General features: G+C 63.9%; 20 protein-coding genes. 7 read left to right on the forward strand and 13 right to left on the reverse strand.

The annotated features are described in order from the left end of the window. Window position 1: 1 nt before the first annotated feature. Window positions 2-244, reverse strand: coding sequence for a hypothetical protein (locus FXB41_RS36415; protein ID WP_219685202.1), 243 nt, complete (start codon window positions 242-244; stop codon window positions 2-4). Here FXB41_RS36415 and FXB41_RS36420 point away from each other — a divergent pair. After that, window positions 234-986 (forward strand): IclR family transcriptional regulator, encoded by a 753-nt coding sequence (locus tag FXB41_RS36420; protein WP_219685203.1) that lies wholly within the window; start codon window positions 234-236, stop codon window positions 984-986. The two genes, FXB41_RS36415 and FXB41_RS36420, sit on opposite strands and share 11 nt — an antisense overlap. 32 nt (window positions 987-1,018) lie before the next feature. Here FXB41_RS36420 and FXB41_RS36425 read toward each other — a convergent pair whose 3' ends face one another. The 10 genes from FXB41_RS36425 to FXB41_RS36470 form a co-directional block, all read right to left on the reverse strand. Then, window positions 1,019-2,518, reverse strand: coding sequence for a tripartite tricarboxylate transporter permease (locus tag FXB41_RS36425; RefSeq protein WP_219685204.1), 1,500 nt, complete (start codon window positions 2,516-2,518; stop codon window positions 1,019-1,021). A gap of 12 nt (window positions 2,519-2,530) precedes the next feature. Further along, on the reverse strand, window positions 2,531-2,998 hold the full coding sequence (locus FXB41_RS36430) for a tripartite tricarboxylate transporter TctB family protein (RefSeq protein WP_219685205.1): 468 nt from the start codon (window positions 2,996-2,998) through the stop codon (window positions 2,531-2,533). A 23-nt stretch (window positions 2,999-3,021) separates the two neighbouring features. Continuing rightward, window positions 3,022-3,801 (reverse strand): carboxymuconolactone decarboxylase family protein, encoded by a 780-nt coding sequence (locus tag FXB41_RS36435; protein WP_219685206.1) that lies wholly within the window; start codon window positions 3,799-3,801, stop codon window positions 3,022-3,024. Then, window positions 3,798-5,318, reverse strand: a complete 1,521-nt coding sequence (locus FXB41_RS36440) for an SDR family oxidoreductase (protein ID WP_219685207.1) — start codon at window positions 5,316-5,318, stop codon at window positions 3,798-3,800. The genes FXB41_RS36435 and FXB41_RS36440 overlap by 4 nt, the downstream gene beginning before the upstream one ends. A gap of 35 nt (window positions 5,319-5,353) precedes the next feature. Beyond that, window positions 5,354-6,127: an SDR family NAD(P)-dependent oxidoreductase gene (locus FXB41_RS36445; protein WP_219685208.1), complete on the reverse strand. Its 774-nt coding sequence runs from the start codon at window positions 6,125-6,127 to the stop codon at window positions 5,354-5,356. A gap of 15 nt (window positions 6,128-6,142) precedes the next feature. Further along, window positions 6,143-7,072 (reverse strand): acyl-CoA dehydrogenase family protein, encoded by a 930-nt coding sequence (locus FXB41_RS36450; RefSeq protein WP_246649466.1) that lies wholly within the window; start codon window positions 7,070-7,072, stop codon window positions 6,143-6,145. Between the two features lie 104 nt (window positions 7,073-7,176). Continuing rightward, window positions 7,177-8,388 carry an acyl-CoA dehydrogenase family protein gene (locus FXB41_RS36455; protein ID WP_219685209.1) on the reverse strand — a complete coding sequence of 404 codons (1,212 nt, stop codon included), beginning with the start codon at window positions 8,386-8,388 and terminating at the stop codon, window positions 7,177-7,179. Between the two features lie 79 nt (window positions 8,389-8,467). Further along, a complete protein-coding gene (locus FXB41_RS36460) occupies window positions 8,468-9,697 on the reverse strand; it encodes an ABC transporter substrate-binding protein (RefSeq protein ID WP_246649467.1) in 1,230 nt (409 codons plus the stop codon). Between the two features lie 54 nt (window positions 9,698-9,751). Continuing rightward, window positions 9,752-11,884 carry an acetate--CoA ligase family protein gene (locus tag FXB41_RS36465; RefSeq protein ID WP_219685210.1) on the reverse strand — a complete coding sequence of 711 codons (2,133 nt, stop codon included), beginning with the start codon at window positions 11,882-11,884 and terminating at the stop codon, window positions 9,752-9,754. A 2-nt stretch (window positions 11,885-11,886) separates the two neighbouring features. After that, the gene (locus FXB41_RS36470) at window positions 11,887-12,657 is read right to left on the reverse strand and encodes an enoyl-CoA hydratase/isomerase family protein (protein ID WP_219685211.1); all 771 of its coding nucleotides are present in this window, start codon (window positions 12,655-12,657) and stop codon (window positions 11,887-11,889) included. 203 nt (window positions 12,658-12,860) lie between these two features. Between FXB41_RS36470 and FXB41_RS36475 the strand changes: the two genes are divergently transcribed. Then, window positions 12,861-13,841 carry a Bug family tripartite tricarboxylate transporter substrate binding protein gene (locus FXB41_RS36475; protein ID WP_219685212.1) on the forward strand — a complete coding sequence of 327 codons (981 nt, stop codon included), beginning with the start codon at window positions 12,861-12,863 and terminating at the stop codon, window positions 13,839-13,841. Between the two features lie 36 nt (window positions 13,842-13,877). Here the strand turns inward: FXB41_RS36475 and FXB41_RS36480 are convergent, their stop codons facing one another. Further along, window positions 13,878-14,558 carry a TetR/AcrR family transcriptional regulator gene (locus FXB41_RS36480; RefSeq protein ID WP_246649468.1) on the reverse strand — a complete coding sequence of 227 codons (681 nt, stop codon included), beginning with the start codon at window positions 14,556-14,558 and terminating at the stop codon, window positions 13,878-13,880. Window positions 14,559-14,685: 127 nt separating this feature from the next. Between FXB41_RS36480 and FXB41_RS36485 the strand changes: the two genes are divergently transcribed. Further along, window positions 14,686-15,573: an SMP-30/gluconolactonase/LRE family protein gene (locus FXB41_RS36485; protein WP_219685213.1), complete on the forward strand. Its 888-nt coding sequence runs from the start codon at window positions 14,686-14,688 to the stop codon at window positions 15,571-15,573. On the opposite strand, the gene FXB41_RS36490 is transcribed toward FXB41_RS36485, so the two are convergent. Further along, a complete protein-coding gene (locus FXB41_RS36490) occupies window positions 15,570-16,484 on the reverse strand; it encodes a LysR family transcriptional regulator (protein WP_219685214.1) in 915 nt (304 codons plus the stop codon). The two genes, FXB41_RS36485 and FXB41_RS36490, sit on opposite strands and share 4 nt — an antisense overlap. 127 nt (window positions 16,485-16,611) lie before the next feature. Between FXB41_RS36490 and FXB41_RS36495 the strand changes: the two genes are divergently transcribed. The 4 genes from FXB41_RS36495 to FXB41_RS36510 all read left to right on the forward strand — a co-directional run bounded on the left by FXB41_RS36495 (window position 16,612) and on the right by FXB41_RS36510 (window position 20,001). Continuing rightward, on the forward strand, window positions 16,612-17,703 hold the full coding sequence (locus FXB41_RS36495) for an LLM class flavin-dependent oxidoreductase (RefSeq protein ID WP_219685215.1): 1,092 nt from the start codon (window positions 16,612-16,614) through the stop codon (window positions 17,701-17,703). 42 nt (window positions 17,704-17,745) lie between these two features. Then, the gene (locus FXB41_RS36500; protein ID WP_246649469.1) at window positions 17,746-18,249 is read left to right on the forward strand and encodes a flavin reductase family protein; all 504 of its coding nucleotides are present in this window, start codon (window positions 17,746-17,748) and stop codon (window positions 18,247-18,249) included. A gap of 60 nt (window positions 18,250-18,309) precedes the next feature. Further along, window positions 18,310-18,627 carry a hypothetical protein gene (locus FXB41_RS36505; protein WP_219685216.1) on the forward strand — a complete coding sequence of 106 codons (318 nt, stop codon included), beginning with the start codon at window positions 18,310-18,312 and terminating at the stop codon, window positions 18,625-18,627. Window positions 18,628-18,765: 138 nt separating this feature from the next. After that, window positions 18,766-20,001 (forward strand): Bug family tripartite tricarboxylate transporter substrate binding protein, encoded by a 1,236-nt coding sequence (locus tag FXB41_RS36510; RefSeq protein ID WP_246649470.1) that lies wholly within the window; start codon window positions 18,766-18,768, stop codon window positions 19,999-20,001. The last annotated feature ends 146 nt before the right edge of the window (window positions 20,002-20,147 follow it).

A 20,147-nucleotide genomic window follows, 5' to 3' on the forward strand; every position in this document is an offset into this window, starting at 1 on the left:
ATCAGAGCCCGTCCAAACTCCGGTCCGATGCGCCCAGTGCATCGGTCACTCCCTTGACGACAGCGACCATCTCATGTGCAGTGAGAGCAACCAACAAAACTTCATATGTGAAGCCGAATTTCACATCCGTGAATTTGCTGCGACCAGGGAGCGGCACGAAGGGAGGCAAATTGCCAGCGCGCCTGACGACATCCGCCTCGATTTCCGCGGCCGGATCCACGGTCAAATCGGCCTTGCGCGCCATCGAAATTCTCGAGTTCTTCATGCGCGTGCGGCGGCCGTGCGCGATGTCCGAGATCGGCCTGGCGCTCGGCTATCCGCCGTCCAGCACCACGGTTCTGCTCAAGACACTGGTCGGCCTCGGCTACCTGAACTTCGACCGTCAGGCGCGGGTCTATTTCCCGACAGCGAAGGTGACTTCGCTGGGCGACTGGATCCCGAAATCCCTGTTTGGCGATAGCCGCGTGCTCGAGGCGATGCACGACGTCCACGCCGCGACGGGTGAAACCGTTGCGATTGGCACCACGAACGACGTGTATCTGCAATACGTCAAGATCGTGCAGTCGATCCACCCGCTCCGCTTTCATGTTGACGAGGGAACGCTGCGGCCGCTGACGCAGTCCGCGCTCGGCTGGCTCTTGATGTCGACGATGTCCGATGAGAAGGTCGACAGCATCGTTCGCCGCGCCAACATCGCCACACCCAACGCGTCCGACAGGGTCAAACTCCCGGACATGATGAAGCGCATTCGCCAGATCCGCGGCAAGGGCTACTGCTCCGCGGAGAACGTGCCCATGCCGGGCGGAGCAACGATTTGCGTGCTGCTGCCGCTGACGATTCAGAATCAACCCGTTGCCTTGGGGCTCGGCGGCATTGCCGAGCGGATCAAGCAGAACGCCGATCGCTACCTCAGCGTTCTGCAACAGGCCGCCAGATCGGTCAAAGCAAACGACGTGTCCAGTCGGCCGGCCGATACCAGCGCTTGATTTTGTATCGGCCCAGCCGACGCGCGACGCTTTCACTCCTGTAACGCCTCCTCCCGCCGCGTGCGGATCGTGGGCAGCATGATCAGGATGACCGCGATCGCGGCTGCGGCCAGCAGCGCGGCCGACAATGGCGACGTCAAGAACACGGTCGCATCGCCGCGCGAGAGCACCATCGCACGGCGGAAATTCTCCTCGATGGCGGGCCCGAGCACCAATCCCAGCAACAGTGGCGCGGCCGGCAGTTGCAGCTGGATTAGCAGATAGCCGAACACGCAGAACAGGGCGGCCTCATAGACCTCGAAGGTCCCGCTGTTGATCGAATAGACGCCGATCGAGCAGAACACCATGATTGCCGGAAACAGGTAACGATAGGGAATGGTGAGCAGCTTCACCCACAATCCGACCAAGGGAAGATTGAGGATCAGCAGCATCAGATTGCCGACCCACATCGAAGCGATCAGGCCCCAGAACAAGGTCGGGTTCTTGGTCATGACTTGCGGACCGGGCTGGATGTTGTGAATGTTCATGGCGCCGACCATCAGCGCCATCACGACGTTCGAAGGCACGCCGAGTGTCAACAGCGGAATGAAGGAGGTCTGGGCTCCCGCATTGTTGGCCGATTCCGGACCGGCGACGCCTTCGATCGCGCCCTTGCCGAACTGCTCGGGATACTTCGACAGCTTCTTCTCCAGCGTGTAGGAGGCGAAGGACGACAGCACCGCGCCGCCCCCCGGCAACACGCCGAGCAGCGTGCCGAGCGCGGTTCCGCGCAGAATGGCCGGAATCATGCGCCGGAAATCCTCCCGGGTCGGAAACAGATTGGCGATCTTCTGCGTCACCAGCGACAGCTTGTCGTCCTGCTCGAGGTTCTTCACGATCTCGGCAAAGCCGAAGATGCCCATCGCCATCGGCACGAAATCCAGCCCATCGAACAGCTGCGGAATGCCGAAGGCAAAGCGCTGCGTTCCCGTGCTGAGGTCGGTGCCAACAAGGCTCAAAAGCATGCCGAGCGCGACCATCCCGATGCCTTCGATAAAGGGACCGCTCGAGAGCACCGACGCCAGAATCAGGCCGAGGATCATCAAAGCGAAGAATTCCTTGGGGCCAAACAACAGGGCCGCCGCCGTAAGCGGCCCAGCCAGCGCGGCAAGTGCCAGCGTCGCCACGCAGCCCGCGAAGAACGAACCGATGGCAGCCGTCGAGAGCGCCACGCCGGCGCGGCCCTGCTTCGCCATCTGATAACCGTCGATCGTGGTGACGACAGACGAAGACTCGCCGGGCAGATTGACCACGATGGCTGTGGTCGAGCCGCCATATTGCGCACCGTAATAGATGCCCGCCAGCATGATCAGCGCTGCGTCCGGCGGCAGCGCATAAGTGATGGGCAGCAGCATCGCGATGGTGGCGAGCGGACCAAGGCCCGGCAGCACCCCGATCAGCGTGCCCAGCAGACATCCGAAGAAGGCGTAGAGCAGATTGGCCGGCTGGGCCGCGGTGGAGAAGCCGAGCGCCAGATTATGAAAGAGATCCATTATGCTCCGCCTTCAATTGAACAATGCCGGCCACACCGGCAGCTGCAGCCCGAGGCCATAGACGAACACCGCGAGGCACAGCCCGATCAGGATGGCCGCGTTCGCCAACGCGCCCTTCCAGGTGAACTCGGGACTGGCCCTGCTCGAGACCATGATCAGCACGAACAGTGCGCCGGCGAAGCCGAGTGGAAACAACAGGAGTGCAAACAGGGCAACCGAACCCGTGACCCAGGCGAGGCCCTTCATGTCCCATTTCAGCAACGCCTGTCGTTCGGCGGTCCGCCTCACGGCTCCCAGCATCACGACAAGCCCGATGGCCGCGAGCACGATCGCAAGTAGCCGGGGGAAATAGCCCGGCCCCATCCGCGCCGCGGTACCCGACGGATAGTTCAGCGCGGTCACAAAGAAGAACGCCGCAAAGGCGAGAAACAATGCACCCGAACCGAAGGCGCGCTGGTCGCGGATGATCGGCCCGGTCATCTTCGTCCTCCCGCTTGTGTTTTCTACGCGCCGACAGCCGGCGACTTGCTCGTCGTCTGACCAATCGCATCCATCAGGAGCGGCACGCCCATGGCGCAGGCATGTACGCCCAGATGGGCCGTCATCTGAAGAACCTGGAGGATTTCGCGCCGATCGATCCCAAGCCGCAGCGCTCGCTTGATCTGCAGGCGAAGCCCGTGCGGATTGAGCGCAGTGAAGCATCCGTTCAAGGCGAGCGTGATCAGGCAGCCCGATCGTTCGTTGAGACCGCCGACCTGACGCCCCACCGCCAACAAATCGAGCATCGCAGCGAAATAGCCGTGATCGGCGCGCAGCCACAGGTCACAGAAGTCCGGCCAGTCGCCGAATTGGGCGACATAGGCATCTCGAAGCGCCTGCTGCTCGTTCGAGAGCCCCGCTTGGACCGAACCGAGCCCCGCCATGACCAGCTCCTCAGCGAGAATGCCGACGCCGACGTAACAGCCCTCCAGCCCCTGCGCCGTAGCGAGCCGCAACACGTCGACGATCTCCTGCGCGGATGCGCCCTGGTCAAGCGCCAGCTGCATGTGCAAGGCAAGCCCGGAGCGAAACAGATGCGTCGCCGAGCCATCCAGCGCGACATAGATCAGTTCGCACATCTTGCGCGACAGTGGACCGGTTTCGGCGGGATAGCCGCCATAGCGGGCATAGGTTGCAAGAAAGTCCGGATCGAGCCGCAGCAAGCCCTCCGTCCACGGCCGCCAGTAACCGCGGGCACGAATGAAAGCTTCCTTCAGGTCCTGCTCTTCGGCCGTGAGAGTCATGAGAGGTCTCCTGCAACGGCGCGATCGGGGCCCGCATAAACGCTGAGCCCGCCGTCGACTGCGATGACGCTGCCGGTGACATAGGCGGCGTCCGGGCTGAGCAGAAACGCCGCCGTCTCGGCGATATCCTGCACAGATACTGCGTGCCCCAGCGGCATCCGGCCAATGGCGCTCGACGCCGTTCCCTCGATCGGTCCCGCGGCGATGGCATTGACGCGAATGCCACGCCCGCCCCATTCACACGCCAGCGTGCGCGTGAGCATCGCGACCGCCGCGGCGCTGGCTGCGACCTCAGCATCTTCGCCGAATGCGACCTCCCCGCCGATCGATGTCAGGTTGAGCAGCGTGCCAAAGCCCTGTCGCTGCAGGATGGGTCCGACCGCCTTCGCGACGCGGAGTGCTCCCGTCAGATGGACGGCGAGTGCGCCACCGGCAGCGGCTACGGCATCCGCGCCAACCGCATTCACGACTCCATCGACGCGCCCGAACCGGCGCACAATGCTGGCGATCGCCTCCGCCATGGCGGGCTCGTCCGAAATGTCGAACGGGAGCGCGTGGCATTCGGCTCCTGCTGCGGCAAGCGCCGCCAATTGCTGGCCGCCAGAATCGAGCACCACGACCGTCGCATCTCTATTAGAGAACCTTCGGACCATCGCCTGGCCGAGCGAACTGCAGGCGCCGACGACGACATAGGTCGGTGGCCCGGATGGCGCCGCGCTGCTGTTGGCGTCTTGCATGGTCCCATGACCGCCGACGCGCGATCCACCGTCGACGAGAAAGGTGGACCCCGTGATGGACGATACGCGCGGCGAGGCCAGAAATGCGATAACGGCGGCGATTTCTTCGGGCGCCGCCATCCGACCGAGTGGAATTCGTCGGGCCACGGCGACCGGGTCGATGCGGCCGCGCGCGATCAGCGCTTCGACGAGTTCGGTGTGGGTATAGCCCGGCGCAACCGCGTTGACCCTGATTCCATCGCGCGCCCAAGCGCAGGCATGATGCCGCGTCATTGCCAGCACGCCCGCCTTGGAGGCGCTGTAGCCGTTTCGAAACGGCACCGGCCGCAACGCCGCCCCGGACGCGATATTGACAATGGCGCCTCCGCCTGAGCGCCGCATCACCGCTGCCGCCTGCTCCGCGGCGACAAGGCTGCCGCGCAAATTGACCGCCACGAGATTTTCAAAGACGGACACCGGCTGATCCACCACACCAACCCCATCCGTGTCGGTACGGCCTGCATTGTTGACGAGCACATCGAGGCCACCGAGCCGACCGACGCAATAACGCACCATCTCGGCGACCTGCTCCGGCTGCGCCATGTCCACGCCGAAGAATCCATGCGCCGTACCGAGCTCGCCGGCGCGGATCGCGGCCTTGTCGGCGTCAATGTCGGCGATCAGCACCCGGGCGCCCTGAGCTGCAAAGCGCCGCGCGGCCGCCCAACCGATTCCGGCGGCCGCCCCGGTGATCAGGACGACACGTCCGCTCAGTCCGACTTCCCGTTCCGCTCGCGTCACAGCCAGTCCCCGCGATGCACCTGCGTCGCTTGGCGCTAGGCGATGTTGGTGACGGCAATCCCACCGTCGACCGTCAGCACCTGCGCCGATATGAATCCGCTATCGTCGCCGGCGAGGAAGGCGATCGCCCTGGAGATATCGTCCACCGTGCCGAGCCGCCCCAGCGGCGTGCGTGCGATCCGGCGCGCGTCGAGTTCGGCATTGCGGTTTCGCATCGTGCCTTCGGTCGGAATCGCCGATGGTGCCACCGCGTTCACCCTGATATTGCGTTCGCCAAGCTCCGCCGCCGCCGCGCGCGTAATGCCCATGACGCCCGCCTTGATGCCGCTATAGACGATGCTGTTCTTCGCCGAGATCAAGCCGGCGACGGATGCGACATTGATGATCGCGCCGCCACGCTCGGCGTCCATGGCCTCGGCCGCGGCCTGAATGCCCCAGATGATCGCCTTGAACCCGATATTGAGCATGCGATCCACGGTCTCGGGCGCGATGTCGGCGACCGACTGGTAGCGGACCCAGGCGGCATTGTTGACGAGGATATCGAGCCGACCCTGCCGCTCCGCATGGCCGAGAACCGCCGCGCGCATTCCGTCGCGGCTTGAGACGTCCTGCGTGATCGCGACCGCGTTCCCGCCGGCCGCCTTGATCGCATCCACCGTCGCATTGACGAACTCAGGCTTCAGATCGTTGATGCCGACGATGGCGCCGCGCGACGCCAAAAGCATGGCGGTCGCCCGTCCGATCCCGTTGCCGGCACCTGTGACGAGCGCAACTTGTCCTGCGAGGGTTTTGTCTTTCGTTTCCGTCATGGGGACTTCCCTTCTTTATCCTGACACTGCGGCGTCGGCGACTGGCGCAATTGCATCGATGTAACGGCGACCGAGCGCGGCCAAGGTCGCGCTCGCTTCTCCCTGCGCCTGCAAGGCGCGGACACGGCGCAAGTGCCGGTGCACCGGCACGTCCCACGTGAAGCCCATGCCACCGTAGATCTGCAGCGCGCCTTCGCTGATGGCGCTGCCATAGACACCGGCTGCAAGAAACGCCGCGTCGCGCTGCGTCGCGGCGGCCTCGTCGCTCACGCTGCGGGTGATGGCATGCCGGATGCCTTCGAGCCCGAGCTTTTGCCGGGCCAGGGCGTGCCGTATGGCCTGATTGTAGGAGAGTGCACGGCCAAACTGGCGGCGCGTCGAGGCGTGCTCCTGGGCGAGCGACAAGCATGCTTCGGCAGATCCCAGAATCGCGGCCGCGCGCAGCACATTGGCGTCCGAGCACAGGAGCTTCCAGGCGCTCTCGGGCAGAACGCTTGCTGCCGGGATGGTGACGCCCTGCAAGCGGACGCTATGTTCCGGCACCGTGAGATCCAGGCCCGTCGCCTCCTCGACAACGGTCCCGTCGCTATCCATCGGAACCAGTGCCGCCTCGCCGGTGCCGATCCGCACCAGCAGGCTATCGGCCTCGGCGGCGCAGGCCGCGCGCGCAACCCAACCGTTGAGCACAATTGAGTCACCCTCACGCTCGGCACTGACGCTCCCTTGCCAGGCAATCGTCGCCAGCGTCTCGCCGGTCACGACGGCTTCAGCTGCTCGTGGCAGCGATTCTTGCAACGCGCGTCCGAGCAGTAGCGCTTCCATCAGGGGAAACCCGAGCAGGCCCGAACCGGCCGCCGCGACCACCGGCACCGCAAAGGCCAACGGCAAATCCAGGCCGCCGACCTCCTGCGATGCGATCACCCCGAGCAGGCCGTCATTGGCCAAATGCCTGGCCTGCTCTCGCAAATCCAACGCCGCGCAATCCGCAACCGCGCGTGACGCGGTGACCGCGAACTCGCTCGGCTGCAACCCTTCGCCGGTCAATGTCATCACTTCCCTTTCGAAAGCTGCAGGATTCTGTCGGCGATGATGCCGAGCTGAATCTCGGTGGTGCCGGCATAAATGGTCTCGGCGCGCGCCTGCAGATAGATCGCTTCGAAGCGGCGGCGGGCGAGCTGCACGGCCGAGATTTGCGGCAGCGAAGCCTGCGCGAGCAATTCGAGCGCGAGCGCGGCGAAGCGCTGATGCGCCTCGCTCCAATGCAGCTTCGCCAGGCTGCCACGCGCACCGATCTTGTCACCGTTCGCGAGCGCGTCCACCGCGGTCTCGACATGCGCCTTCAGCACCTCGATATCGACGACGACTTCGCCGAGCTTGACCTCGTAGTGGCGCTCAGTGACCAGTTGCGCCAGCACGGGATCGCTCTTGCAGGCCGAGATCAGATGGCGAAGCTCGTTCTCGAAACGCCAGGACCGGTACATACGGTTGGTCGCCCGTTCGATCTCGAGCACGCGGATCGCAGCGTTCCAGCCTTCATCGGGTGCGCCGAGCGCGTCGGACTCCAAGACCTCGACATCGTCAAAGAAGACCTCGCAAAAACTCTCGCGTCCGTCGATCGACTTGATCGGCCGCACCCGCACGCCTTTGGCATCGAGCCGCACCGCGAACATGGCAAGGCCGCGATGCCGATCCTCCAGCGGTCCGGTTCGCGCCAGCACCAGGCAGCGCTGGGCGCGGTAGGCCCCGCTCGTCCAGATCTTCTGACCGTTGATCCGCCATGTGTCGCCATCGCGCGTGGCGCTTGTCCGCAAGCCCGCGAGGTCAGAACCCGCTTCCGGCTCGGAAAAGCCCTGACACCAGACGTCCCGCATCTCGAGGATGGCGGGGAGAAAGCGGTGCTTCTGCTCCTCGGTTCCGACGGCGAGAATGATCGGGCCGGCGAGCTCCTTGCCGATCGAATTGACGCTCTCCGGCATCGCGAGCGCGCCGATCTCCTGGTTTGCGATCAGGTGCTCGCGCAAGGTCCGGCCGTGGCCGCCATAGGCCTTCGGCCAGGTGATGCCGGCAAGCCCGGCGCGATACATCGCCGCTTCCCAGGCAATCGATTGCGGCAAGGTCGGCGACGCGAATGCTGCGACGTCGCTGCGAAAGCTCGCCGGCAGATTCGCCCGCAGCCAGCGACGCTTGGCGACCCGATACGCCTCGCCGGATAGCTCACCGGTCGTGGCAGCTTCAGGCGCCGCTCTTTCAATCGCTGTCATCGTCGACATCCCGCTTTGGCTTGCTCTGCAGGGACCGACACCGGCCGATTGTCGGCCGGGTCGCCCCATGATCATTTGCTCATTGCGACTTGAGCAGATCGCACACGCTCTCCGAGGCTGGCCGCCATGCCTCCTCGGCGGGGATGGTCCCCGTGATCTCGTAATAGTCGTAGGTGTATTTGGACTCGGCCGGCGTCTTGATGCGGGCGACGTAGAGCGGACGCATGACCTGCCCGTCGGCTCGGATGCCGACATCCTTCATTTCGAAATCGTTGATCGGCGTGTTCTTCATCTGCTTCATCACGGCGTCCCCGTCATCGGTACCTGTTGCCGCGACGGCCTTGAGATAATGCGTGATGGCACTGTAGGTGGCGGACTTGGCCTCGTTCAGGATCTGGCCGTTGAACGCCTCGCCAAAGCGCTTGGAAAAGGCGCGCGTTTCCGGATTGAGGTCCCAATAGAACGGCGTGGTCAGCCGCACATTCTGCAGGTCGCGCAGTCCGATGCCGTGCGCTTGGTTGATCATCAGTCCCAGCGGCACGAGCAGTTGCTTCGGCGACAGTCCGAATTCCTGTGCCTGCTTGATAGCGTTGCCGAAGTCCGCTCCCGAATTGGCGAGCGCGATCGCCTTGGCGCCGCTCGCTTGCGCCGTCAGCAGGAACGAGGAGAAGTCCGACGAGTTGAGGGGATGCAGTACCGAGCCCACCACCTTGCCGCCACCGGCCTTGATGAAGTTCGTGGCGTCAGCCTGCCAACCCTTGCCGAACGCATAGTCGACGGTGAGGAAGAACCAGGTGTCGACGCCCTGGGCGAGCAAGGCCTTCACCGTGGCCTTTGGCTGTGCATAGGTGTCCACCATCCACTGCGTGGTCATCGGCGAGCACTTATCGTTGGTGAAGAACGAACCGGCCGTCCCCGCCAGCATATAAGGCTTCTTCCGCGTCTTCATGATGTCCTGCACGCCGAGTGCGATCGATGAGGCCGAGCAGCCGACGATGGCGTCGACGCCCTCATTATCGAGCCAGCGCAGCGCGACCGCGACGCCGATATCGGGCTTGTTCTGGTCGTCGGCGACGACGAGCTCGATCTTCTTGCCATTGACGGTGCCGCCGAAATCGCTGACCGCGAGTCTCGCTGCGGCCACTGAACCCGGGCCGCAATTGTCGGCATACGGGCCGTTCTGGTCGTTCATGATGCCGATCTTGATCACGTCGCCCGAGACGCCTTGCGCACGCAGCGGCATCGCCAGGACCAACAGAGCGCCCAACATCACGGCGATGTTGAGAAGACGGGTATTGAGCTTCGTCATGGATTCCTCCCTGCAATCGTTGAGCCGGCTTCGCGGTTCTTGTTGATCGATGTCTCAGTGGTGGTGCGTTGGTGGGCCGCCGTGTGGCACGAGCAGTGCGTCGAGCGCGACAGCGCTCTCGCCTTCCGCTTTCAGCAGCAGCGGATTGATGTCGACTTCCGACACCGTGTCCGCGTGTGCAACAGCGAAGCGCGACAGCGCAGCAATCGCGTTGGCCGCGGCCTTGAGATCGGTGCGGCGCCGTCCGCGTGCCCCGTCGAGGACAGCGAACGCCTTGAGTGATTTCAGCATCGCCATGGCCTGCGTCTCGTTCACCGGCGCCATCTGCACAGCGGTATCCTGGACGATCTCCGCGAAGATGCCGCCGAGGCCGACCATCACGACCGGGCCGAACACCGGATCAATCCGGCTGCCAAGAATGAGTTCGGACAGGCCCTGCGCCATCGGAGCGACGATCACGCCATCGATCACCGCGCGCGGTGCCTTGTCGGCGACACGCGCCAGCATCTGGATATGGGCCTGCCGCACCTCCTCCTCGGAGCGAAGGCCGACAGCGACGCCGCCGACCTCCGTCTTGTGCGGCAGATCGGGCGAGGCGATCTTCAGCACCACCGGAAAGCCGATTTCGCGTGCGGCTCGCGCCGCAGCATCGGCGTCCGACACCAGCCGCTCGCCAAGCACGGGGATACCGGCCGCAGCCAGCGCGCGCTTGGCGCCGAGCTCATGGCGGAATGCATCGGCGGCGAGCGGCGACGCCTTCGCAATGGCAGGCAAGCTTGCATCCTTTGGTGCAGTCGCCAATGCCTGCAAGCGGGCTAACGCCGCAATGATGGCACAGCATCCGTCAAAACTTGCAATCGTCGGATAGCCCAAGGCATGCAATTCAACTAACGCATCCGGCGGGCCTTCGACACACAGAATGACGGGGCGATCGGGATACTGCGCGCGGACATGGCGCAAGGTCTCCATATAGACCGAGCGCAGGCGCGGCACGTGCAGCGAGAACGGCAGCGGCAGCACGATCACGTCAGAGCGGTCGTCGGCCACGACCGCCGACAGGATCTTCTGCAGCATATCGGGACGGCTGGACATCTGTGCGGTGGCGTCGACAGGGTTGCGCGCCGACGCAAACGGTACGAGTTCGAGGATCGCGCGCTGCGTCGCTTCGCTCAATTCCGGAAGCGACAGCCCAACGGCTTGCGCGGCATCGGCGAGCAACACGCCAAAGCCGCCCGACGCCGTCACGACAGCAAGGCGCGGCCCCTTCGGCAACCGATCCGGCAAAAGGATGGAGGCCGCATGACCGAGATCGATCAATTCCTCGATGCTGCGGACCCGAACGGCGCCATATCGCGCCAGCAACGCATCAAACACGGTGTCCGATCCCGCCATGGCCCCGGTGTGCGACGCCGCCGCGGCCTGCCCCGCCTCCGACGTGCCGACCTTCAGCGCAATGACCGGCTTTCCGGCATCGCGCGCCTCGGTCAGCGCGGCGATGAGCCGGCCGGCATCGCGGCAAGCCTCGAAGCAGCACAGGATGACTTTGGTGGCGGGATCACGGGCCATCCAGGCAATGCCGTCGGCAATGTCGATGTCGCACTCGTTGCCGGTGGTCATGAAGCGGCTGATGCCGGCGCCGCGATCGCTCGCCATGCGCATGGTGTAGCTACCGAGATTTCCGCTTTGCGATACGATGCCGAGCGAGCCGGCCGTCGGCATGCTGTGCTCGAGCACGATCGAGAACGTGGCGATGACGCGTTCGGCGACGCTGACAGCGCCGAGACAATTCGGTCCCAATAGCCGCATGCCGGTCCGGCGCGCGGCCGTCTGCAACCGCTCCTGCATCGCGCGTCCCTGCTCGCCGAGCTCGGCAAAGCCGGACGAGAACACAACGGCGCTGCGAACGCCGCGCGCGGCGCATTGCTCCACCGCTTCGGCCGCCCGCTCGGCATCGACCGCAATGATCGCGAGATCGGGGGCCTCAGGCAGTTCAGCCACCGATGCATAGGCCTGAAGCCCCTGCACCACCGCGGCCTTCGGATTGACCGGATAGATCCGGCCCGCATAGCCGTAGCGGCGTAGCAGATCGACCGGCCGACCACCGATCTTGGTCGGCTCCTGAGATGCGCCGATGATCGCGATCGAGCGCGGCGACATCAACGCGTCGAGACCCTCTCCCGGCCGCATGATCAGCGTCCCTTGAACACCGGCGCGCGCTTCTCCAAGAAGGCCATGCGCGCTTCCTTGGCGTCCTCGGTCTTCGACAGCGCCATGGTGATGTTCTGCTCGAAGCGATAGGCATCGCGCGGCGGCATCAGCTCGACCATGTTGGCCGCATTCTTGGCGTACTCGATCGCAATCGGGCTCTTGGCGGCGATCTCGCGTGCGATCTTCATCGCCTCGGGCATGAGATCCTCCTTGCTGGTGCAGGCCTCGATGATGCCGAGACGATAAAGCTCCGCGGCCGGCACGCGGTAGCCGGTGAAGAACATCCGCCGCATCAGCGAGCGACCAAACAGCGTATTGAGCATCGCCGCGCCGCCAGCCAGGCCGACATTGATCTCGGGCATGCCGAACACGGCGTCTTCAGAAGCGTAGAAGATGTCGCAGGACGCCATCAGGCCGAGGCCTGCACCCAATGCGACGCCGTTGATCGCGGCGATGATGGGCTTGGAACATTCTCGGATGCAGTTGCCGGTCTCGCGGGTGATGCGGTTGTGGTCGTGGAATGCGCCGACCTTCGCCGGGTCCGGACGATCCTTGAGGTCGGCGCCGCTGCAGAAGATCTTGCCGTTACCGGTGAGGATCGCCACGCGGACGTCGCTGCGCTCGGAGATCTCGTCGAACACGCTGACGATGCGGTCGCGCATCGCGCGATTGAGCGCATTCACCGGAGGGCGATTCAGCGTCACGATTGCAATGTTGTCGGATACTTCAAGCGTCACGATGTCATCGGACATGGCTTCCTCCTGGCTCTTGTTTGATCTTGGCGCCTCGACCCTGGACGGCGACAATTTGTCGCCTGACCGATCGGTCAGTCGATTGGCTCATAACACCAAGGCCGCTCGCTTGCAATACCTGCGACTACAGAGCTGTTGACTGACCGATCGGTCAGGTCGTAGATTTCAGCCAACCGACAACAAATTCCCCGGGAGAAATCGCCATGACCAAATTTAGCCGGCGTCGGGCCGCAACCCTCCTGGCCGGCGCCATTGTCGCGCCGTTTGCTGCACCTGCGATCGTGAGCGCGCGCTCGTCACAGACCATCTTCATCATCGTGCCCTATGCGAGCGGCGGCTCGATCGACAGCCTGATCCGTTCGATCGCCAAGGGAATGTCCGAGGCACTCGACCAGCCGGTGCTGGTCGACAACAAGCCGGGCGCCAATGGCATCGTCGGATCGCAGTATGTGGCGCGCGCGCCCAAGGACGGCACCGTCCTGCTCGCCGGCGGTACCGGACCGATCTCGTTGAACGTGCTGCTGCGCAAGGCCCTGCCCTACAAGCTCGCGGACTTCGCCTCCGTCGCGATGCTCTGCAACGGCCCGCTGTCACTGACCGTGAACGCGAAGATGCCGGCCACCGACATGAAGGGCTTCGTCGCCTATGCCAAGAGCCGCGACAAGCCGCTGTTCTACGCCACGCTCGGCCCGGGCAGCGTGACGCATCTGTTCGGGCTCATGATGGGAAAATCGATGGGTTTTGCGGTCACCGACGTCGCCTATCGCAACAACCCGGCCTCGATCATGGAATTGCTGTCGGGCGAATGTGACCTCAATTTCGCCACGCCCGCCGCCGTCGTCGAGCACGTCAAATCGGGCCAGCTGCGCCTGCTCGCCGTCTCCTCGGACAAGCGCATGCCGAACCTGCCTGATGTTCCGACCTTCGCCGAGTCAGGTTACCCCGAACTCTCGGCATCGTTCTGGACCGCGCTGCACGCGCCCGCAGGCACGCCGCGCGAGACGATTGAACGGCTGAATACGGCAGCCAACGCCGCGATGCAGAAGCCCGAAATTGCAAAGCAGCTGGAAACCGATGGATTGCAGGCCGATACCGGCGCGCCGCAATTGCTCGATTCCCAACTAATCAAGGACGCCGCCCTCTGGGGACCTGTGATCACGGCGCAACATATAGCGCTCGAATGAAGCGGGCTTGCCCTCGCTCACGGGATCGTCTCGGCCTCACTTGCCAGCGCGCTTTCGTCGGGCAGGCTTGGGCTGCTCACCGGTCGGCGGCACTCCAAAATCCGGGTTACAGAGGCCGTTGAACACCATGTCGAAGAAGATGTCGGCGATCTGCTCTGGCGTTGCCGTCTTGTTGGGATTGTACCAGCGATGCATCCAGTTGAGCGACGACAGGATCAGACGCCCGGTCATGGGGACATCGAGCTTGCGGATTTCGCCGGCGTCGATCGCTTCCTGGATCAGGCCGCGCAGAAAGTTCTCGAACCGGTCGCGGCGCGTCAGCCTTTCCTTCTGCCTATGACGATCCGGATCGTTCCAGAAGGCGGTCGTCGATGCGATCCACGCCCAACGGTAGCGCCGGAAATATTCGGCGGTGGCTATCATGAAGGCGCGGATCTTCTGCGACGGCGGGCCATCCGGAACCCGGTCGCGTACGAACAGGTACAATTCGAGCGTGGAGCCGACTGCCACGCGCGCATAGATTTCGTCCTTGTTGGAGAAGTGATGATACAGCAGCGATTTCGAGATGCCGCAGGCGACCGCAATGTCGCGCATCGACGTCCCGTCATATCCCTTGGTGGCGAACAGCCGGGCGGCTTCCGCGAGAATCTGCAGGACACGATCGGACTGCTCCGCCTGGTTGGCGGTTCCGTCCTTTGTCGTCGATAATTCAACCATCGAACCCGCAATCTACCCTGGCACATCCAAACAGGCCGAACACCGACCGTCACATGCAAACAACCGTAGTTTTTCACCGACCGATCGGTCAAGCCCGCTCTGTCCTAGAGATCAACGAGGTGCCTCGATGAGCACGCCCCCGCGCATCACGCGCATCGGCGATACCACGGACCAACTCGGCGAGAGCCCGGTTTGGGATGACCGCACGCAGTCGCTGTACTGGATCGATTCGCTTGCGGGATTGATCCGCAGACTGTCCCCCGCAATCGGCGCGGTTGAGGAGTTTCAGGTGCCCCCTCCGGTCGGGTCGATGGCCCTGGCGCACAATGGCGACGCCATCCTGGCTTTGCGCCATAGCTTTGCGCGCTACGATTTCCGGACGCGAAGCCTGACCACGGGTCCCTCGATCGGCCTCGATCACGCGATGCTTCGCCTGAACGACGGCAAGGCGGACCCTCATGGTCGTTTCGTGGCCGGCACCATGCATGGCGGGCGGGCTGAAGACGAAAAGCCGCTCGGCGGCCTCTATCGCATCGACGCCTCGGGCGCGATCGAGCACCTCGAGTCCGATCTCGCCGTGGCCAACGGTCCGTGCTTCAGTCCCGACGACAAGACGTTCTACCTTGCCGACACGGTGCGGCGCGTGATCTGGGCTTACGACTATCACCGCGACGGGCCCCTCGCGAACAAGCGCGTTTTCGCCGAGATGGATCCGCTCGGCTCGGGCGGCGATGGGGCGACGGTCGATGCGGAAGGCTATTTGTGGACCGTGCTGGTCCGCATCGGGGCGATCGCGCGGCTGGCGCCAGATGGAACGGTGGTGCGCCGTGTCGACATGCCGGTCCGCCATCCGACCAGCGTAACGTTCGGCGGCGCCGGCCTCGATGTCCTCTATGTAACGTCGATCTCGCGCAGCACCCACCTCAGGGACGATAGCCCCGGCGCCGGCGGATTGTTCGCCGTCGAGGGTCTCGGCGTGACGGGGCTGCCGGCCCACAGGTTCGACTTGGGCTAGGCGGGTCGCTTGATCTGCCGCGGCACGCTCTCGGCCATGTAGTCGACGAAGACCCTGATCTTTTCCGGCAGATAGCTGCTCTGCTGGAAAGTGGCGTAAATGCCTTCGTCGAAGGTGGAATTGGTGACACGGAAGCCCGGCAGCAGGCGAACCAGTCGCCCGCCCTTCACCTCGTCCGCGACCGTGTAGTCGTCGAGCAGCGCGATGCCATGCGCGCGCACCGCAAGATCGCACAGGATGATGCCGTTGTTGCTGCTGAACGAGGACGGCACGACGATCTCACGAAGCCTGCTCTTGCGCATGAACTTCCAGACCACGTCGTCAGGGCCCATCCAGTAGGTGAGGCAATTGTGCCCTGCCAGATCATCCGGCCCACGCAGCTTCGGCATCCGCGCGACATAGTCCGGCGAGGCAACCAGGATACGTTCGCTCCGCACCAGGCGGCGCTGCATCAGGCCCGGATCCTTCGGCGCGGCGATCTGGAAATCGATGTCGAACTCCTCCTCGCGAAGGAGGACACGCCGTTCCGACAGGCGAAGCTCGACCTTCAACTCCGGATAAAGCTTCTGGAACTGCGGAATTAGCGGCGACAGCACCTTGATGCCGAACAGCGTCCGCGAATGAACCCGGAGCGTTCCGCGCGGCGTGCTCTGCAGGGAAAGCGCCGCAGCCTCGGCATCCTCGATGCCATGCAGCACCTGCTCGGTCCGCTGGAAGAAGATTTTTCCGGCCTCGGTCAAGCCGAGATGGCGGGTGCTGCGGTTGATCAATTGCACCCCGAGCTGGGCCTCGAGCTCGCCGACATAGCGCGACACCGATGCCGGCGAGAGCCCCGCCCGGCGTCCGGCCGCGGAGAAACTGCCCTCGCGGACGCTGCTGACAAACAATTCCATGGCCTGGAGACGATTCATCGATCTTTTCAGATTCTGCAAAAGATATACTCAGATTACGCCAATTGTTCGAAAAACCTCAAGGCCATAACCTCGCGTCAACCGGTCGAAAAACGGCCGCGGCGCAATATGGTAGAGGAATGCACCCATGGAATTCGGCGTTTTCATCCTGGCGCAGCAGCGCGGCTATCACCAAACCTCGCAGCAGGTCATCAACAACGCGGTCGAGCAGACGGTCGCCGCGGAAGCCGCCGGCTTCGATACGGCCTGGTATGCCGAGCATCATTTCAACAATTACAGCCTGTGCCCCTCGCCGCTGATGATGGTCGCGCATTGCGCCGGACTGACCAAGCGCATCAGGCTCGGCACCGCGGTCTGCGTGCTGCCGCTGTATCATCCCGCGCGCCTGCTGGGCGAGATCGGTTTTGCCGACACGGTCTCGAACGGCCGCCTCGATCTCGGCATCGGCTCGGGCTACCAGCAATTCGAGTTCGATCGTTTCGGCGTCGACCTGAAGAACTCACACTCGTTGTTCGCCGAGCTCTACGACGTGCTTGAAGCCGGCATGAAGGAACACGTCTTCTCCTATTCCGGCCAGCATCTGCAGATTCCGCCGACCTCCATCGCGGTGCGTACCGTGCAGAAGCCGATGCCGCCGATCTGGGTAACGTCGGGACATGCGGAGACGCTCGGCCGCGCCATCCGCGACGACCACAATCTGTTCGTCACCGCCCTGCTCAACGGTACCGACGCCATCAAGGCGCTGCGCGAGCGGCTCGAGGGCATTGCGGCCAAGGAAGGCCGCTCGATCGACGACACGCGCTTCGGCTTCCTGCGCTGCGCCTATGCCAGCGACAATGACAGCGAGATCCAGTCGTATCTGGACAATGCGCGCTTCCAGCGCCGGCTCTCCGAAAGCCTGAAGTTCCGCCGTGCCCAGAGCGATGACGGTTACCTCATTAAGGAAGAGGCCGGGCCGAACGACATGAGCCTCGAGACGATGCGGAGCAACTTGCCCGTCGGCAGCGTCAACCAGGTGATCGACCGCATGCTGGAAGAGATCAGCATTCTCAAGCCGACTCACATCGCGCTTCAGACCCAGCTCGGCGATTTCGACCAGCGCACGATGCTGCGCCAGATCGAGCTGTGGGGCAGCAAGATCATTCCCGCGATCCGGAAGGAGCTGAAATCCGCTACCGCCGGACGCGGCAAGATCGCGGGCGAAGCGGTTTCCGCGTAGCCCTGGTACCCTCGCATAGGGAGGAACGTCATGGGATGTCAAATGGCTCAAATGACCGATTTCCGCTCGGTTGAGGCCGCCGAATTCCGGCTCGCCATGCGGAACCTCGCCGGCGGTGTCGCGATCGTGGCGACGGGACGTGAGACCGCACGGCGTGGATTGACCGTGAGCTCCGTCACCTCGCTGTGCATGGAGCCGCCCTGCCTGCTCGTCGGCGTCAATGCGAGCTCCGAAACGCATGCCGCCATTCTCACCAACGGCCGCTTCGGGGTCAGCCTGCTCGGCCGAGGGCAGGAAGATCTGGCGCTGCGTTTCGCGGGCGGCGCCAAGGGGGCCGAACGCTTCGCGACAGCACCTTGGCAGCAAGGTGTCCTCGATGTCCCCCTGCTCGAACCGGCGATCGGCGTCTTGGAGTGCGTGCTGCATCATCACCAATTGGTCGGCACGCATGGTCTCTTCATCGGCAGAATCGTCGCAACCCGCCGCGGGAACGGCGATCCCCTACTCAACTATCAGGGGACGCTGCGCGCGTTGCCGCAGGCATAGTTGACGTTCGGTGCTAGCGAAGCGGCATAATGGCAACACGAATAGAAGGATAGCGGCTCCGTGATCATCGAATGCTTCGAGGGCGGCATGGTCCAGCTGAGCGAGCCGCTCGACTTCCGAAACTTCAAGCTGGTGCTGCATGCCGACGCAGGATCTAAAGCGCAGGGGTGGCAAGGGATTACGCTGCTCGACAATCGGGATGCGCTCGTTTCTGTCGATCTCGTTCCAACCCTTGCCGGTTGCCCCGGCGGGGCCAACTGGGCTCAAGACTACGCGGACATGGTCGCCAAGGCCGGCGAGCATGGCTGGATTGATTCAGAACGGAACGTTATCCGGGCTCATATCGAACGCGCGGCCGAGGCGAGTGGCCTCAGTTAGCACGCGCAGATCTGCTGGCCTTCACGTCGGTCGCCGTCAACGTGAACTCCGCGACGCACAGCGGCGCTCCCGTCAACGTTCAGAGCTCAATTGCGGACGATGCCTCAATTTTTTTGTCGCCAAGAATGGAATGTACCAATGATCCCAGAGTGTCCAGCTGAAGGCGATCTACAACTGACGGAGCCGTTTGATTTCCCGACGTTCGAGAGATCGCTGAAGGATAACGCAGGCATCCAATCGCTTGAGCAAGCCAGGATGATTATCGTTAATGACGGCAATGTCCTCGCGCCCACGGCTCTGGTTCCAGCCCTGCTCGGTGCTCCGATTGGCCCTGCTGCAGCATTTGGCACGCCCCGCGGCCTGAGGAGGCGCCGCGGAGGGGTGGTGGCGAGCGCGCTCCTATGTCTCGTCGTCGCGACGACGTTGCTCTTTCAGACGAGCGCCGCGACGGCCCAGACGGCGGCGGAAACTTGGCCGAACCGGGCGATCACTTGGATAGTACCGTTCGGGGCTGGCGGCGTCACCGACCTCGTCTCGCGCAAGATCGCAGAGCTGCTGCGGACGCGGCTTGGGCAGCCCGTGGTGGTAGAAAATCGACCCGGCGCTGGCGGGACCATCGGGACCGAGTTCGTAGCCCGGGCCCAGCCAGACGGCTACATCGTGCTCTACGCCTCGGGCGGCCCTATGACGATCCAGCCAAACCTAGGAATGACGAAGCCGAATTACGACCCGCTCAAGAGCTTTGTTCACGTCCGTGGCGTGAGCTCGTCAAATCAGATCCTCGTCGCGACTGCAGCAGCGCCATACAATACGCTGGCTGAGTTCGTGGCCTACGCGAAGGCTAGCCCGGGTAAGATCAACTTTGGCTCCCCGGGGCCCGGCACCGCCCAGCACCTCGCCGGCGAGATGTTCCAGGCGGCCGCCGGGATCACGCTGACACACGTGCCCTACAAGTCGGGCTCGAGCCAGATGACCGACATGATGTCCGGCATCCTGGATGTGTCCTTCGACTATCTCAGCGTGCTCAGGCCGCTGATCGACACCGGCAAGGTTAAGGTGCTCGGCACCACCGGTGCGGCGCGGTTGGCCGCGCTGCCGGATGCGCCGACGGTCCTCGAGGCCGGCTACCCGGACGCCGTCAGTGTCGGCTCAACCTGGGTCGCGCTCCCGGCCGGGACAGACCCGAAAATCGTAAGCAAGCTCTCTGAGGCACTCAGCTCTGTCCTTGCCGACCCAGGCCTAGTCGCCGACCTCGTCACCAACGGCCAAGTGTCGATTGCCGACAAGGGGCCGGCCGAGATGGTCCCGTTCATCGTCAAGGAGACCGCAAGTTACAAGCGGGTGATCGACAACACAGGCATCGCCGTCCATTAGCTCTGGCGCACGGGGTCAAACACCGGCCACAGCAGCGCCGCCGTTCGCACGAATGTCGTGTTCAGCCAATTCTGAAAATGTCTTGCCGCGGGGTCAAGTATTTCAGCGACGAGTGCGGGCGCTCCGCCACAACAGCAATTGGTTGG

The organism is Bradyrhizobium canariense (assembly GCF_019402665.1).
In the GTDB taxonomy this organism is placed as follows: Bacteria; Pseudomonadota; Alphaproteobacteria; order Rhizobiales; family Xanthobacteraceae; genus Bradyrhizobium; species Bradyrhizobium canariense.